This window comes from Sphingomonas sp. J344, assembly GCF_024700005.1.
GTDB lineage: Bacteria > Pseudomonadota > Alphaproteobacteria > Sphingomonadales > Sphingomonadaceae > Sphingomonas.
Window position 1 is genome coordinate 2,255,483 of the sequence record NZ_JAJONB010000001.1, and the last position, 15,492, is coordinate 2,270,974.

The 15,492-nt window shown below is 63.3% G+C and carries 20 protein-coding genes; 8 read left to right on the plus strand and 12 right to left on the minus strand.

Features of this window, described 5'->3' with window-relative positions; translation table 11 throughout:
* Positions 1–16: 16 nt before the first annotated feature.
* From cueR to copC, 5 genes are read right to left on the minus strand one after another with little or no spacing between them, the layout of a single operon-like run.
* Positions 17–409, minus strand: a complete 393-nt coding sequence (gene cueR / locus LRS12_RS11325; RefSeq protein WP_257844671.1) for a Cu(I)-responsive transcriptional regulator — start codon at positions 407–409, stop codon at positions 17–19.
* A complete protein-coding gene (locus LRS12_RS11330; RefSeq protein ID WP_257845491.1) occupies positions 406–2,757 on the minus strand; it encodes a heavy metal translocating P-type ATPase in 2,352 nt (783 codons plus the stop codon). The genes cueR and LRS12_RS11330 overlap by 4 nt, the downstream gene beginning before the upstream one ends.
* A gap of 57 nt (positions 2,758–2,814) precedes the next feature.
* Positions 2,815–3,219: a DUF305 domain-containing protein gene (locus LRS12_RS11335; RefSeq protein WP_257844672.1), complete on the minus strand. Its 405-nt coding sequence runs from the start codon at positions 3,217–3,219 to the stop codon at positions 2,815–2,817.
* 50 nt (positions 3,220–3,269) lie between these two features.
* Positions 3,270–4,157 (minus strand): copper homeostasis membrane protein CopD, encoded by an 888-nt coding sequence (copD, locus tag LRS12_RS11340; RefSeq protein WP_257844673.1) that lies wholly within the window; start codon positions 4,155–4,157, stop codon positions 3,270–3,272.
* A gap of 2 nt (positions 4,158–4,159) precedes the next feature.
* A complete protein-coding gene (copC, locus tag LRS12_RS11345) occupies positions 4,160–4,546 on the minus strand; it encodes a copper homeostasis periplasmic binding protein CopC (RefSeq protein WP_257844674.1) in 387 nt (128 codons plus the stop codon).
* 117 nt (positions 4,547–4,663) lie between these two features.
* Here copC and LRS12_RS11350 point away from each other — a divergent pair, with 117 nt between their 5' ends.
* The 8 genes from LRS12_RS11350 to LRS12_RS11385 all read left to right on the plus strand — a co-directional run bounded on the left by LRS12_RS11350 (position 4,664) and on the right by LRS12_RS11385 (position 11,085).
* On the plus strand, positions 4,664–4,942 hold the full coding sequence (locus tag LRS12_RS11350) for a hypothetical protein (RefSeq protein WP_224921278.1): 279 nt from the start codon (positions 4,664–4,666) through the stop codon (positions 4,940–4,942).
* Positions 4,939–5,376: a periplasmic heavy metal sensor gene (locus LRS12_RS11355; RefSeq protein ID WP_257844675.1), complete on the plus strand. Its 438-nt coding sequence runs from the start codon at positions 4,939–4,941 to the stop codon at positions 5,374–5,376. The genes LRS12_RS11350 and LRS12_RS11355 overlap by 4 nt, the downstream gene beginning before the upstream one ends.
* A complete protein-coding gene (locus LRS12_RS11360; protein WP_257844676.1) occupies positions 5,373–5,933 on the plus strand; it encodes an RNA polymerase sigma factor in 561 nt (186 codons plus the stop codon). The genes LRS12_RS11355 and LRS12_RS11360 overlap by 4 nt, the downstream gene beginning before the upstream one ends.
* Before the next feature lie 154 nt (positions 5,934–6,087).
* A complete protein-coding gene (locus LRS12_RS11365) occupies positions 6,088–7,161 on the plus strand; it encodes an acyltransferase (protein WP_257844677.1) in 1,074 nt (357 codons plus the stop codon).
* A gap of 96 nt (positions 7,162–7,257) precedes the next feature.
* Positions 7,258–9,069: a copper resistance system multicopper oxidase gene (locus tag LRS12_RS11370; RefSeq protein ID WP_257844678.1), complete on the plus strand. Its 1,812-nt coding sequence runs from the start codon at positions 7,258–7,260 to the stop codon at positions 9,067–9,069.
* A complete protein-coding gene (locus LRS12_RS11375) occupies positions 9,066–10,163 on the plus strand; it encodes a copper resistance protein B (protein ID WP_257844679.1) in 1,098 nt (365 codons plus the stop codon). The genes LRS12_RS11370 and LRS12_RS11375 overlap by 4 nt, the downstream gene beginning before the upstream one ends.
* 37 nt (positions 10,164–10,200) lie before the next feature.
* The gene (locus LRS12_RS11380; RefSeq protein WP_257844680.1) at positions 10,201–10,638 is read left to right on the plus strand and encodes a DUF305 domain-containing protein; all 438 of its coding nucleotides are present in this window, start codon (positions 10,201–10,203) and stop codon (positions 10,636–10,638) included.
* Between the two features lie 12 nt (positions 10,639–10,650).
* Complete coding sequence (locus LRS12_RS11385) at positions 10,651–11,085, plus strand: DUF411 domain-containing protein (protein WP_257844681.1); 435 nt, start codon at positions 10,651–10,653, stop codon at positions 11,083–11,085.
* A 9-nt stretch (positions 11,086–11,094) separates the two neighbouring features.
* Here the strand turns inward: LRS12_RS11385 and LRS12_RS11390 are convergent, their stop codons facing one another.
* From LRS12_RS11390 to LRS12_RS11420, 7 genes are all read right to left on the minus strand, one after another.
* A complete protein-coding gene (locus LRS12_RS11390; RefSeq protein WP_374580842.1) occupies positions 11,095–11,421 on the minus strand; it encodes a YkvA family protein in 327 nt (108 codons plus the stop codon).
* Between the two features lie 255 nt (positions 11,422–11,676).
* Positions 11,677–11,856, minus strand: a complete 180-nt coding sequence (locus LRS12_RS11395) for a hypothetical protein (protein WP_257844683.1) — start codon at positions 11,854–11,856, stop codon at positions 11,677–11,679.
* A 20-nt stretch (positions 11,857–11,876) separates the two neighbouring features.
* The gene (locus tag LRS12_RS11400) at positions 11,877–12,236 is read right to left on the minus strand and encodes a hypothetical protein (protein ID WP_257844684.1); all 360 of its coding nucleotides are present in this window, start codon (positions 12,234–12,236) and stop codon (positions 11,877–11,879) included.
* A gap of 69 nt (positions 12,237–12,305) precedes the next feature.
* A complete protein-coding gene (locus tag LRS12_RS11405) occupies positions 12,306–13,655 on the minus strand; it encodes an MFS transporter (protein ID WP_257844685.1) in 1,350 nt (449 codons plus the stop codon).
* A 46-nt stretch (positions 13,656–13,701) separates the two neighbouring features.
* Positions 13,702–14,331, minus strand: a complete 630-nt coding sequence (locus tag LRS12_RS11410) for a transmembrane anchor protein (RefSeq protein WP_224921289.1) — start codon at positions 14,329–14,331, stop codon at positions 13,702–13,704.
* Between the two features lie 13 nt (positions 14,332–14,344).
* Positions 14,345–15,040, minus strand: coding sequence for a HupE/UreJ family protein (locus LRS12_RS11415; RefSeq protein ID WP_224921290.1), 696 nt, complete (start codon positions 15,038–15,040; stop codon positions 14,345–14,347).
* 29 nt (positions 15,041–15,069) lie between these two features.
* Positions 15,070–15,489: a hypothetical protein gene (locus LRS12_RS11420; RefSeq protein ID WP_257844686.1), complete on the minus strand. Its 420-nt coding sequence runs from the start codon at positions 15,487–15,489 to the stop codon at positions 15,070–15,072.
* Positions 15,490–15,492: the final 3 nt, after the last annotated feature.

Below are 15,492 nucleotides of genomic sequence, written 5' to 3' on the forward strand. Positions count from 1 at the left end.
CGACCAAAGAAGAACATCAGGCCGGTCGTTCAAGCGAGTCTATGATCGGGCAGTCGGGGCGGTCGTCACCGCAGCAGCGTGCCGCCAGATCAAGCAGCGCTCGCCGCATTTTTTCGAGCGCCTCTGCCTTGCGGTGTAGTTCCTCGGCGCGCGCGGTCGCCAGCGACTTAACGTCGGCCGACGACCGTGCGCCGTCGTCCCACAAATCAAGCAGCGTTCTGATCTCTTCGATAGGGAAGCCAAGGTCGCGGGCGTTGGCGATGAAGCGCAACCGATGCATGTCGGCGTCGGAATAATCGCGGTAGCCGCTGTCCCGGCGCGGCGGTGCCGGGACGAGGCCGATCTTCTCGTAGTGCCGGATCATCCGCTGCGAGACACCGCTCGCCTCCGACGCGGGTCCGATTTTCATAGTTTCACCTGGTTTAAGCGCAGGGCATTGAGGACGACGGTGAAGGAAGACAGCGCCATCGCCGCGCCCGCGAACATCGGCGACATCAGGATGCCGAACGGGGGATAGAGCACGCCCGCCGCAATCGGTACGCCGAGCCCGTTGAAGAGGAACGAGAAGAATAGATTCTGGCGGATGTTGCGCATCGTCGCATCGGCCAGTCTGCGTGCTCGGACGATCGCGGTCAAATCTCCACGGGTCAGCGTCATCCCCGCACTCTCGATCGCCACATCGGTACCCGTTCCCATCGCCAGCCCCACGTCCGCCGCCGCCAGTGCGGGCGCGTCGTTGATGCCGTCGCCGGCCATTGCGACCTTCGCCCCAGCCGCCTTCAGTTCGTCAACGATACGCGCCTTGTCCTCTGGCCTGAGATCGGCACGAACATCGTCAAGGCCGCCTACCGCGTGCGCGACCGCGTCGGCAGTGGCCTGGTTGTCGCCCGTAAGCATGATGACTTTCAGACCCTCGGCGCGCAGCGCGGCGATCGCCTCGCGGGCATTGGCGCGGACCGGATCGGCGACCGCGAGCAGTCCTGCCGGCGACCCGTCGATAGCGATGAACATGACCCCGGCTCCAGTCTTCCGGTGCGGGTCGGCAGCAGCCTCCAGCGCGGACGGATCGGCGCCGACGCGGGTCATCTGCGCAGCGTTGCCGATCGCGACGATGCGGCCATCGATCACTCCGCTGACACCCAGACCGGTCTGGGATTCGAAGTTCTCCACCTTTCCAACGATGGCACCGCGTTCCGTCGCGGCCGTCACGATGGCGTGTGCGAGCGGATGCTCGGATTGTGCCTCGACCGCAGCGGCTAGGCCAAGCAAATCGTCTTGGTCGAATCCCGGCAGGGCTTGGGTGGCAACGAGCCTCGGCTTGCCTTCGGTGATCGTGCCGGTCTTGTCGATCACGAGCGTATCGACCTTTTCCAGTGCCTGTAGCGCTTCAGCATTCTTGACGAGGACGCCAGCATGTGCGCCGCGACCCGTGCCGACCATGATCGACATTGGGGTGGCGAGGCCAAGCGCACACGGACAGGCGATGATCAGGACCGCGATGGCATTGAGCAGTGCGTGGCCGAAGCGCGGCTCCGGTCCAACGAAATTCCATACGATGAACGCCGCGATCGCGATTGCGACCACCAGCGGCACGAACCAGCCCGAAATGCGGTCGGCAACCGCCTGGATCGGGGCGCGGCTGCGCTGTGCCTCGGCAACCATCCGCACGATCCGTGCAAGCATCGTGTCCGCGCCCACCGCACGGGCTTCCATGACGAGGCTGCCAGTACCGTTAACGGTTCCGCCGGTCAGCGCATCGCCTGCCGACTTCCCGACTGCTAACGACTCACCGGTGAGCATCGATTCATCGACCGACGAACGCCCTTCGATAACTATGCCGTCAACCGGAACCGCATCGCCCGGCCGGATGCGCAGCTTGTCGCCCGCCGCCACGTCACCGAGTGACACTTCTTCCTCCGAGCCGTCACCGCGGATGCGGCGCGCGGTCTTGGGCGCAAGATCCATCAGCGCGCGGATCGCGCGTCCCGTCGCCGCGCGGGCGCGCAGTTCCAGCACTTGCCCGAGCAACACCAGCGTCACCACGACGCCCGCTGCCTCGTAGTAGACTGGCACCATGCCGCCGTGCATGCGGAACGTGGGCGGGAACAGGCCAGGCGCGAAAGTCGCGACCAGACTGTAGAGGAAAGCGGCACCGACGCCGATCGCGATCAGCGTGAACATGTTGAGGCGCCGCGTCCGGATCGATATCCAGCCACGCTCGAAGAAAGGCTTGCCCGCCCACAACACGATCGGCGCAGAAAGCGCGAGTTGAACCCAGGGCGACGCGGCGGGGCTGACGATCTCGATGCCCAGCATCTCGGCGACCATCGACACGATTAGCAGTGGTACTGCGAGCGCGGCGGATACCCAGAAGCGGCGGGTGAAATCGACCAGCTCCGGATTGGGCGCATCGTCGAGTGAAGGCTCCTCCGGTTCGAGCGCCATGCCGCAAATCGGGCAGGTGCCCGGACCCTCCTGACGGACTTCAGGATGCATCGGACAGGTCCAGATCGCGCCCGGCATTGCCTTGGGTTCCGGACGCGGGGCATTGCTCAGATATTTGTCAGGGTCGGCGACAAATTTGGTCCGACAGCCAGCGCTGCAAAAGTGGTAATCTTCGCCGTCGTGCGCGGCATGATGCGCCGTTGTCGCGGGGTCGACGGTCATGCCACATACGGGATCTCTGACTGCCGACGTTGAGGGCTGGGTCGCGCAACAGCTGTGTTTGTTATGAGCGTTATGGTCGGCATGGGTCATCGAGTCGTCCTCCATGACCCGGCAATAATGTCTGACATCATGTCAGGGTCAAGCTGCTTATTTCTGGGCCGCCAGCCAAGTGTCGATTTCGGCGATCTCCGCGCGCTGGTCTCTGATGATCTTCTCCGCCAACGCCCGCGCCTCTGGATCGTCACCGTGACGCAGTTCGGTTTCGGCCATGGCGATCGCCGCCTGATGATGCCCCTTCATCTGCCGCATGAAATCCGTGTCGGCCTCGCCAGTGTACTTTGGCATGTTGGCGATCATGTCGTTCATCGACTTCTTGTACCCCTGGGTCGCCGGCGGGTCGCCGGGGCTGGCGGCTGACATGTCCATCGGCATCGTTCCGTTGGCGGCCGACGTGGCGGCCATATCGTGCGCGCTATTCTGCTGCGCATTGTCAGAACAACCTGCCACCGTCAGCGACCCGGCGAGCAATAGCGGGATTGCAAGATTCTTCATGGCTTTCTCCTAAGATCCACCACAACGCCCGGACGGACGATCCGTGCCAGTCAGTCGACCGGTGACAAAGTTCCAAGGATCGCCACAATAGCGAGGATGAGCACCGCCGCCACCGTCTCGACCAGGATCGCCAGCCGCAATCGGTGCTGCGCGATGGCCTGCCTATCGCCGCCCAATGCCATCTCCAGGGTCGGCACGAGCCGCCAGCGGTTGAATCCGGCCAGAGCAAGCATGACGCCAAACAGGGTGAGCTTCAGCACAAGTAGCTGTCCGTATGGTGTTCCAAATGTCGTGGAGAGACCGTCGACCCCGACGATTGCGACAAGGTTGATCGCTCCGCTGACGACGATCGCCGCGACGATGATCCCACCGATGCCGGAGAAGCGTGCCAGTGCGGCGAGCGCCGTTGTCGCCGCGCCCGGCGTCGCAAAGTCTAACAGCAGGAGCCGCACGAACATCGCCAGCGCTGCAATCCACAGCGCGCCCGCAACCAGATGAACAATATCGCTGCTGCGGTGCGCCCAGCCCAGCGCCGCTTCGGATGCGCCGGCATGACCGGTCCAGGCTAGCGAACCCAGCGCAACGAGCGCCAGCGCGGCCGCAACCGGCCTGCTCGCCCGCCCGGCGAGCTGGAACGCCGCTAGCAATCCGAGCGCTGCGGCGCGCACGATATGGGAGATGCCCATCGGCGTTTCAAACGCCATGAACGTGAGCATTTCCCGATCCAGTATGGCCAGGTCGTAGCCAGTCATGGCCAAGGACGTCGCAGCAAGCTGGGCGATTGTGATGACTACGCCTAGTATGGCCAGCCAGCCTATTACACGTCCGCCAATCGCCGGCGCATGTCGACCGAGACCGCCACCCATGGCGAGGCCCGCCAACAGCATGAGATCGGCATAGGCGGCGAAGCGCAGGCCGACCGCCACCCAGTCGCTCATGATCAGCGGACGCTGAAGCTGTGCTGGCCGGTGATGCGATGCGTGTCCGCGCCAATCACGACCCAGTCAGCGCGGTAGCTGCCAGCGGGCAACGGCTTGGCCGAGGTGAGGATGATCGACTTGCCATCGGCGGAAACGGCGCTGGTGACGCCCGCCATCTTCATTTCGGGGTGGTTCGCCATTCCCGGCATCCCGGTCATGATCAGCGTGGCAGTGGAAAGCTTGGGCGTCAGGCGCTCGCTGAAGGTCAGCGTGATCGTCGTCGTGCGCGCGACCGTTGCGTTCGCGGCGGGCGTCGCCGCGACCAGCTTGGGATGTGCGAACGCGGTTGCCGGGATCAGCACCATGGCGAGGGCGGCGATGACGGCGGCGAATGGATTGAACTTCATCTCGAACTCCTATGATATGCCCCCAATACGCAGTACCGGTTTTTACCCCTCAAACCGGCGTAGTTGAGGGATCGTGCATTCTCATACGTATGGGAAGCAGCGGATTACGAGGCAGTCATGCAAACCAATATCGACGATGCCCTTCAGCGGCTGGCGACAGGAACGCCGCATCGGGGACTGGCGGGTCTGGAAGACCGAGTCCTGAATGCGATCGCGCAACAGCCGGTTGCGGGCTTTGGTGCCGGCACCACGTTGGGGGCGATGGGCCTGGCACTGGCGCTCGGCGTTTTCAGCAATGTCGTTCCATCGACCGATGCGCAGGCCGCGCCGGTGCTGTCGCCTTTGGGCGCGTCCAGCCCGCTCGCCCCATCGACACTGCTGGGCGCGACCCGATGAACACACGGCGCACCGGGATCATCGTGATACTGGTTTTCCTCGCCGCATTGCTCGGGGTGGTCGCCGGACGATATCTTGTCGAACCGGCGGCACAGCCCGGGGCTGAGCTCCATGCGGTTCTTCACGACCAATTGAGTCTGGACCCGGCTCAGGAACGGCAGCTGCATGTACTTGAGGAAGCGTTTGCCGTGCGCCGTCGCGCGCTCGAACTGGAAATGAAGGCCGAGAACGCCCGGCTTGCCGAAGCGATCGCCGCCGAGCACGGCAACGGCCCGCGCGTCGCCGCCGCGGTCGATGCTTCGCACCGCACGATGGGGGAGCTTCAGAAGGAAACGCTGGCGCATATCTTCGCGATGCGGGCGCTGCTCAAACCCGATCAGGCGGCGAAGTTTGACGCCGCAGTGACCAAGGCACTGACCGAAGACGCACGGTGACCGACGCACTTGCCGACCGCACGGACGGCGAACTGGTCGCCCTGTGCCTTGGTGGAAGTCAGCTGGCGTTCGCCGAAATCGTGCGCCGCCATAAGGATCCACTGCACCGGCTCGTCGCGCGTATCGTCGGTGACGACGACGAAGCGCTCGACATCGTGCAGGAAGCTTTCGTCGCCGCGCATCGCGCGCTGCGGCGCTACGACATGGCGCGGTCGATGCGCCCCTGGCTTTCGCGCATCGCGATCAACAAGGCCCGCGACTGGCGCCGCCGCCGGGCGATACGCCGCCTGATCGCGGTCGTGTTGCCGATCGATCATGCCGCCGACACCGCCGACGCGACGCCGTCGATCGAAACCGCGACCGCCGATCGCCAGGAATTGCGGCATGTCACGGCCGCCATCGCCGAACTGCCGGGCAATCTGCGCGAGACGCTGGTGCTCCGCACGATCGAGGGGCTGAGCCAGGCTGAGACCGCCGAGACGCTTGGGATCAGCGAAAAGGCGGTCGAGACGCGCCTGTATCGCGCACGTCAGCGGCTGACTGCGTCGCTGTCATAGAGCGTCGCCGTAGAAATCTTGTAGATGGCGCAAGGGATGCGCGCCCGGGCGTCGTATTATCCGCATGGGGGCGGTGGACCAAACAGACGGGGGCGGCGATCCGCAGGCGCGCGACTGCGGTGTAGAGACGCGGGCAAGCGGGGCTTTCATCGTCATGGACGCCCTCCGGTGCGTACTGGCGGTGACAGTGGCGTTCGCCCACGCTTGGTATTTGCTCATTGCCGACTATCCGGGACAGGCTTCGACGATAGCGTCGGCAGGCTATTTTCTGGCCGGTTTCGCCCATGCCAGCGTTATCCTGTTCTTCGTCCTCAGCGGTTACTGGATCGCAAAGAGCGTCGACCGGCGAATGACGGCAGGTTGGGTCTGGACAGGCTATATGATCGACCGGCTGGCGCGGTTGCTGGTCGTCTTGCTCCCCGCGCTTGCGATCGGGGGCATCCTAGACGCAATTGGTCTCTACGGCCTTGAATCCTCGACCCACACCGGCGCGACCGACACTTATGTGCTGAACAACAACCTCGCGGAGCGGCTGGGATGGCAGACGCTGCTCGGCAACATCCTGTTTCTCCAGAGTATTGCCGTGGCTCCGTTCGGCACCAACGGTCCGTTGTGGAGCCTGGCGTATGAATTCTGGTTCTATATCTGGTTTCCGGCACTGTGGGTCAGCTGGCGCAGTCGACGCCCGTCGCCGCTGCTCGCCACCCTGCTCCTTGCCTGGATCGTGCCGAATATGCTGGTTGGCTTTGCCTGCTGGCTTTGCGGGGCGGCATTGTTCTGGGTGACCCGCCGTTCCGGGGGTCAGAGCTTGCAGCCATTACGCCGCCTGTGGCTGATCGTTGCAAGTGTCCCGTTCCTCGGAACCCTGATCTATTCGCGACTCTTCGGGTTAGGTGATGTCGAGCTGCCGCTGGCGTTTACGTTCGCAGTGCTTCTCTACGCGTTGCTGCGCGTCGAATTGCGCGCGCCGCGCTGGCTGAGGCCGTTCGCCGGCTATGGCGCGCAGGCGAGCTTCTCGCTCTATATCCTGCATTTCCCGGTCATCGCCTTTGCCGCTGCGTTGTTGCTCGACGACAAGCGTTTGCCCGCGACCGGAGCGAGCGTCATGCTTGTCGTCGTGGTGCTTGTGGTAGCGATCTTGCTGTCGGCGCTGTTCGCGCGGTACACCGAACGGCACACGGCCAGGGTCCGCGCGTTCTTCTCCAACGGACGGCCTGCCCGGATTTGATACACGGGTTGATCCGTGCAGTCTTTTGCCGATCGGGATGAGGGTCAAACCGATCTTCTGCGTAAAGCGGGTAACGTCATCGGAGCCTTACATCACATGTCGCTGTTGCTAAGCCGTCGTAATCTGCTGCGCGGAGCCACACTTGGCGGTGGCTCGCTTGCCCTCGCCCCGTGGTTTCCGGCGTGGGCGCAACCGGTGTCGGCCGGCATCGTGCAGGCGCTGCCGAGCGTATCCGGCGAGGATATCCGCCTACGCATCGCGCACCAGATGATGACGATCGACGGGCGCGAAAGCCACGCGATTGGCATCAACGGGACCATCCCGGGTCCGCTGATCCGGCTGCGCGAGGGGCAGAACGTCCGGCTGCACGTCGAGAATGCGCTTGACGAGGACAGCTCGATCCACTGGCACGGTCTGATCCTGCCGTTTCATATGGACGGCGTACCGGGCGTCAGCTTTCCGGGCATCAAGCCGCGCTCGACCTTCATGTACGAGTTTCCGGTCAAGCAGGCCGGCACCTATTGGTATCACAGCCATTCGGGATTGCAGGAGCAGCTTGGCCATTACGGCCCGATCGTGATCGATCCGGCAGGCACGGACCCGATAGCTTCCGACCGCGAGCATGTCGTCGTGCTGTCCGACCATAGCGAGATGCACCCGCACATCATCTTCAAGAAGCTCAAACAGCAGGGCGGCTATTTCAACTATCAGAAGCAGACGCTGGCCGATCATCTGCGCGGCGAGGGCCAGCCGGCGAAGGATCGCCTCGATTGGGGCAAGATGCGGATGGACCCGACCGACGTGTCCGACGTGACCGGTTCGACCTATAGCTATCTCGTCAACGGTCATGGCCCCCGCGACAACTGGACCGCCTTGTTCATGCCCGGCGAGCGGGTGCGGCTGCGCGTCGTCAACGCCTCGGCGATGACCACCTTCAACGTCCGCATTCCGGGGTTGAAGCTGACGATCGTCCAGGCCGACGGGTTGAATGTGCGCCCGGTGCAGGTGGACGAGTTCCAGATCGCCGTCGCGGAAACCTATGATGTCATCGTCGAGCCGTCCGACGACCGCGCCTATACGCTGGTTGGCGAAAGCGTCGATCGCTCGGGCATGGCACGCGCCACACTCGCCCCGCGCGCGGGAATGGCGGCGGAGGTGCCGCCTTTACGCAAACGGCCGATCGCCACCATGAAGGATATGGGCATGGGCGGCATGGATCACGGTGCGATGGCGGGCGCGGCCGCGACGCCGGGTGCAGACGATTGTCCGCCCGAACATGCCGCGATGGGCCATTGCACGCCCGCAGCGGGCGGTGCGGCAGAAGCTGGTGGCGGCATGGCCGGTATGGACCATTCGATGCGCGATTTCGCCGTCGCGCCTGGCGTAAAGAAGACGCCGACGGTCCAGACGATCTCACCGATGCCGATGGACCGCACCGGCGAGCCCGGACAGGGGCTGGCGGATGTCGGGCACAAGGTGCTGGTCTATCGTGATTTGATCGCAGTCGATCGCAACCCCGATGTGCGAGCACCCGACCGGGCGATGCGCATCCACCTCACCGGCAATATGGAACGCTATATGTGGGCGTTCGACGGCGAGAAGCTGAACGAGGTCAAGGATCCGATCCCGTTCCTGCAGGACGAGCGGGTGCGCGTGACGCTCGTCAACGACACGATGATGGGCCATCCGATCCATCTCCACGGCCATTTCTTCGAGCTGGTGACGGGACATGGCGAATATGCGCCGCGCAAGCATACGGTGCAGGTGCAGCCGGGCGGCACGGTGACCTTCGACGTCACCACCGACGCGGTCGGCGACTGGGCGTTCCACTGCCACATGCTCTATCACATGCATGCCGGGATGATGCAGGTCGTCACTGTCCGCCCGCGCGGGGGAGAGGGCGCATGAAGATGCTGCTCCTCGCCACCGCCGCCATCGCACTGGCCGCCCCCGTCGCCGCGCAGACGATGGATCACTCGAAAATGCCCGGCATGAAAATGCCGGCGAAAACCGCGCCCAAGCCACAGCCGGTAGCGAAGCCGCGTCCGGCGCCGAAACCGGCGGCGAAGGCGACACCCACCAAACCGGCGCAGGCGGCACCGGCCATCGATCCGGCCTGCCCACCTGAACATGCGGCAATGGGGCATTGCACACCCGCGGGTGCAGCCCCCGCTACGCCCGAGAAAGCCGATGGCGATAGCTCGGCAATACCTGACATGGCCGCCGATGCACCGAGCACCGGCAGCGGCGGGACCGCGCTCCCCGCCGGAAACGCTCCGGCACCCGCCGCGCCCGAGCCGAACTATGCCGACCGTGTCTGGGGTCGCGAGGCGATGACCGGCGCGCGCAAAGCGCTGCGCAGCGAGCATGGCGGCGGCACCTTTAGCCAGGTCATGCTGGACATCGCCGAGCTGCAAATCCGCAAGGGGCGCGAGGGCTATCGCTGGGAAGGCGAAGGCTGGTTCGGCGGCGACATCGACCGGCTGGTCGTCAAGAGCGAAGGCGAAGGCAGTTTCGGCGAGGCGGTCGAAAGCGCCGAGGTGCAGGCGCTCTACAGCCGCGCCATCGGCCCATATTTCAACCTGCAGGCCGGCGTCCGTCACGATTTCGAGCCCAAGGCGCGTAGTTATGCCGCGTTCGGCATCGAGGGGCTTGCCCCCTATTGGTTTGAAGTCGAGGCTCATGCGTTCATATCGACCAAGGGCGATGTGCTGGGACGCCTCGCCGCCAGCTACGATCAGCGCATTACCCAGCGGCTGATCCTGCAACCGCGCATCGAGTTCAATCTGGCGGCGCAGGATGTGATCGAGAGCGGAATCGGCGCGGGACTCTCCGACGCCGAGTTCGATCTTCGTCTGCGCTATGAGATCGTGCGCGAGTTCGCGCCCTATATCGGCATCTCGCATTCATCGAAATTCGGTCGCACCGCGCGCTTCGCTCGCGCTGACGGTGAAGACCCTTCTGCAACCACCTTCGTCGTCGGGATCAGGGCCTGGTTCTAAGCGTCGGAGACTGTCGAAAACGGCAAAGGAGAATGCAATGACTTCCTATCGCAGCCTTGCACTGCAGACCGCGATCAGCGGGGTCATCATGTATCTGGTGATGTTCGTGATGATCGACCAGCTGTCGAGCTTCTACAACAACCTCAACATGCTCTACATGACGCTGATGATGGTCGCACCGATGGTTGTGCTGATGATCGTGGCGATGCGAGACATGTTTCCGTCCAAGCGCCTCAATGTGTTGCTGCTTGCCGGATCAGCCGTCGCGTTCTTCGGCAGCTTCGCATTGATCCGAACTCAAACTACGATCGACGACACCGCATTTCTCCGCTCCATGATTCCGCACCATTCAGGCGCGATCCTGATGTGCGAACAGGCATCGCTCAGCGATCCCGAACTGGTATCATTGTGCCGACAGATCATCAAATCACAGCGCGAGGAGATCGCGCAGATGAAAACCATGTTGGAAGGTTAGGAAACAACGACGATGATTTTGAAGCCATTGTCCACGACGGTTCTGCTGTTGGTGGCCACTTCGGCGTTTGCCGCCGACGTCGTGGTGCATCGTGATCCGGGTTGCGGTTGTTGCACAAAATGGGCGGCGATCGCGCAACGCGAAATCAAGCGACCAGTGCGGATGATCGATAATCCGCAGCGCGCTGCCTTCGCACAAAAGGCTGGCGTGCCTGCGGCGTTGTCGTCCTGCCATACCGCGATCATCGACGGCATGGCGTTCGAGGGGCATGTCCCCATCGCTGATGTGAAGCGCGCGCTCGCGACGCGACCGAAGGGTGTGAAGGGCCTCGCGGTGGCCGGAATGCCGATCGGCTCGCCCGGCATGGAAGTACCGGGAGTGCAAGCGCAGCGCTATAGCGTCATCGCCTTTGGATCAGACGGGCAGAAAGTCTTCGCCCGTCATTAAACGGGATAATCAGATCCACTGCCAACACAGCCAGATTAACCCCGCCACGGCGGCTATCCAGATCAAGGCGATAGCGGCGGCTGCGGCGTAGCTGGTAGGCTTCTCGGCACGGCGATTTGCTTCCTCGCGAAACTCCGCCATCAGTGGTGCTGGAACCAATCTGACCACAAGCCAAATCCCCGCCGGAACGATAAGCAAGTCGTCCAGATAGCCGAGGATCGGAATGAAGTCTGGAACGAGATCAATAGGACTTAGTGCGTACGCTGCGACAGCGCCCGCAAGTGCCTTAGCGTACCAAGGGACGCGGGGATCGCGTGCGGCGAGCCAGAGCGCCACCACGTCACGCTTGAGGCTCCGAGCCCACGTCCTTAGCGTCATGGCAGCTGTAGCTCCGCAGGCTTTGGCCGTGTAACTTTCTTTTGCCGCTCGTCGAGCTGAGCGTTTCTGTATTCCAGCACTGGCTTGCCCGTCCTCAAGACTACATTGTTTGAGATCAGCAATTTCCTGGCGCTTTTCCAGTCACGCCCCCTGGTTAGCTTGGAGTAAAATCGTCAAAAAAGGAGGGAGACGCGGACGCCTCCCTCCCGTTCGTCACTGGCCCTGTGGGTGGGGCTTGTCCTTTTTCATGTCGTCGCAGCAGCCCGGCTTGTCGCCTTCTTTCTTGCAGCAACAGCTCTTCATCTCCTTGCAGCAATCCATGCCCTCGGCGGCATGGGCCACAGGTGAGGCGAGGAGCGCCAAGGTGGCACCGAACAGTTTGAGCGTCTTCATTACTAATCTCCGTGATTTGATCAGATCTTGTAAAGTGCAGGTCGATCACGGATGCGCGGCGGGGGCGGTGCGGGGCCTTCGTTGACGCTGCGGAGCGTCCCGGCGCTCGACGGATCGTAAACGGTGCGTTGCGCCAGCCTGGTCGCCAGCGGAGCGATGGGCGCGGTATTCGCCAGCAAACAGGGTACCGCGCACGAAAGTGAAACCGATTTTTGCACGGGCGGCTTGCGCGGCATTTCCGGGCAGGCAGCCATGTCCGTCACGTGCTGCGATGCAACGATTTCACAGACGGGCGGCGACTTGAGGACGAGCAGACATGCCAGCACAAGCAGGCCCATCATGCTGGCGATCGATCGGCGGTTCACGCGGCCCGTGTCCATTGTTTTCCATTACCCCCGAAGCGGTGCGCCTGCCAGCGATATGAGCAGATCACGCCGATCTTTGATAAGTCACAATCCCTTCTTTCCTCGGCGCGGCCAGTGACGGTGGAGATCGTCGATCTGAAAGGCGTGCCCAGCCCGTCCATCTGGATGTGCCTCGATCAGATGCGGGTGACCGGGCGGCAGGTCGTCATGACGATGCTCGACCACTTCCGGATCGCGGGATGGCCAGATGAGGAATGCAATGATGGTTCCGATCGCGGCCAGAATCGCGGTCGCCATGAATGCCGTGCCAAATCCTGCGAGCGCGCCGATTTGTCCGGCGAGCGGGTAGGCGATCAACCAGCAGATATGGCTGAGCGCGAACTGTGCCGCGAACAATGCTGTGCGATCATCGGAACCCGCTGAACGCCGTAACAGCCGTCCGCCGGGTGTGATGCTGGCGGCATAGACCATACCGAGCAGCAGCCACCCGCCCAGCAGCGCATACCAGAAGCCTGATCGCCCGTGCAGCTGCCATCCCAGCGCCAGCGCGCCGAGCAATAGGGTCATCGCTGCGGCGGAAGCCAGCATCACCGTGCGATCCGCAACCCGATCGAGCAGTCTGGGCAACAGCAATGCGGCGATCATCGATCCGCCGCCGAATGCGGCCAGGGTCATCGCTACCTCGCTCTGCCCGAGGCCCAGCCCGGCGCGGATCAGAACCGGCGTGTTGACGATCACCATGGCGCTGGCGGCGGCGGCGGCAAGGGTCACGGCGAGCAAGCCGCGCAACCGCGGTGTCGCGAGATAGATGCGGGTGCCGAGGGTCGTGTTGGTCCAGATGCCGCCTTGTCGCTGCTTCGCCGATGACGCGGGCAGCGCGGTCGCCAGCACCAGCAATGCCGATGCCGCAAAGCCGACCGCCGTCCCGGCGAACAACCAGTGGAAGTTGAAGACCGTGAGCAGCGCCGCCGCCAGGATCGGGCTGGTCAGGCTCTCCATGTCATAGGCCAGCCGCGAGAGCGACAACGCCCGGGTATAATCCTTCTCGTCCGGCAATATGTCGGGAATAGTCGCCTGAAACGTCGGCGTGAACCCGGCGGAGGCCGATTGCAGGATGAAGATCAGCACATAGACCTGCCAAACCTGGTCCACGAATGGCAGAACCAGCGCGACGCCGATGCGAATGACATCCATCGCGATCAAGAACGCGCGGCGTGGCAGACGGGCGGCATAGGCACCAACGACAGGCGCGACGCCGATATAGGCGATCATCTTGATTGCCATCGCCGTGCCCAGCACCGCTCCGCCGTTGCTACCGGCGATCTCATAGGCGAGCAGGCCCAGCGCGACGGTCGTCAGACCCGTGCCGACCAGCGCGATGACCTGCGCCAGGAACAGGTTGCGGTAGGTGGTATTGCTTAGAACGGCGAGCATTTCATGTCCCCATTGTCGTCCGCTTCACACGTCAGAGACGCTCGCGTCAAACCACCCGTTTGATCGCAGCGTAATTCCCGCTGGTCTTCAGCGTGACCGTCACCGGCGCGCCTGAGCGGTTCCGCCAGAACCAGCCATGTCCCCCGTCGAATGCAGCAACCAGCGTGCCGCGCTCGCCGGTCGACTCCTTGCCTTTGCCATAACCGTGGTAGAAGCCGCGAGGCGCGCCGATCTTGTCGCCATGCGTGTCATAGTTGACGTGTCCGCCCGTCACCGACCAGTCGAATGCGATAGCGGCCCCGGCGTCCGCAGTGACCTTGATCTCAGCCGCTTCGCCGGGTGCAAGCGTCAGCTTCATTTCGTCGGTGCGCGCGGCTGCCGCCTTTGTCGCATCGGCCTTTGCCGCTGGTGACGTCGCCACCGGCATTGCCGACGGAGTCGGTGCCGCCGCCTGCGCTTCTTCCTCGGCAGCTTCCGCCGCGAGCTGCTGTTTGATCTCGCCCATTTCGGTCAGGCCGAGCACCCGCCCGATGCCCGTGGGATCGATGGCATATTCGGATGGCAGCACGATAGTCACGAGCAACGCGCCCGCAACCCCCGCCGCAATCGCGGTCGAGCGAACGAGCTGACGCGACGTGGGCAGTTCGTCGGCGTTTGGCATCTGGGAATTATACATGGGATTTCTCCGGTCAGGCGGCGACGAGGCCGGTCAGTTGGTAGCCCACCAGCACGAAGCCAGCGGTCATCAGGATTACGTTGGCGACATAAGCATGGCGCTGGAAGCTGCGGGTGCGACGCCAGAAACCCATCGCGATCAGGATCGCGCCGAGCGCGAGCAACTGGCCGATTTCGACACCGATGTTGAACGCAATCAGATTGGGCAGCAGGCCGTTCGGCGACATCTCGAACTCAAGGATTTTGGTCGCCAGTCCAAAGCCATGGAAGAAGCCGAAGATCAGAGTTGCCGCTTTGGTATTTGGCTGAACGCCGAACCATCGCCGGAACGCCCCCATATTATCGAGCGCCTTGTAGACGACGGACAGACCAATGATCGCGTCGATGAGATAGGCGTTGGCGCTGATCCCGGTCAGCACGCCGAACAGCATCGTGGTGGAATGGCCGACCGCGAACAGCGTGACGTAGATGCCGATGTCCTTCATCCGATACAGGAAGAAGATGACCCCGAACAGGAACAGCAGATGGTCGTATCCGGTGACCATATGCTTGGCCCCCAGATACAGGAAAGGCATGAACAGCACCCCGCTGCTTTCCTGAATATAGCCCTTGTCGCCTTCCTCGACGCCATGCGCGAACGCATCGACGGCGGCGAGCAGCAGGACCAGCAGGGCGCTCAGCAACAGGAGCGCGGTTCGTTTATCAGACATCCATCGCTGGATTGTGTTCGCAGGCATCATCATCCTTTCACGACGGCTGCGTGCAGCGCGCCCTCATGATATTCCACCGCAAGTTGCACGATGTCCCGGCGATCCAGCTTGTTGAAGAAGACGCTGAACGATCGCGTGCCCTTCCCTCGTCTGGGAAGCGGGCCGGGCCGGGTGCCAATCGTTCGCGTATCGCTGACATTGGCGAGGGTCGCGGTCACGTCCAGATGGCCCCGCCCCGTTCGATACACGCCGTTGCGCGGTCGGATATTGCCAACGACGCGCACGCCATCCCCCGCTTGATAGGCATGCAGCCAGAATATCGAGATGGGGTCGTCGGGGGCCGTCATCGCGATGGGTCGCAGCGGCAATGGCTCCAAACTCGTGCAGCCGGACAAGAGGAGCACGGCAAATGCCGCGCCAAAGACCCGTCGCCGGGTTGCAGACTTCATCAT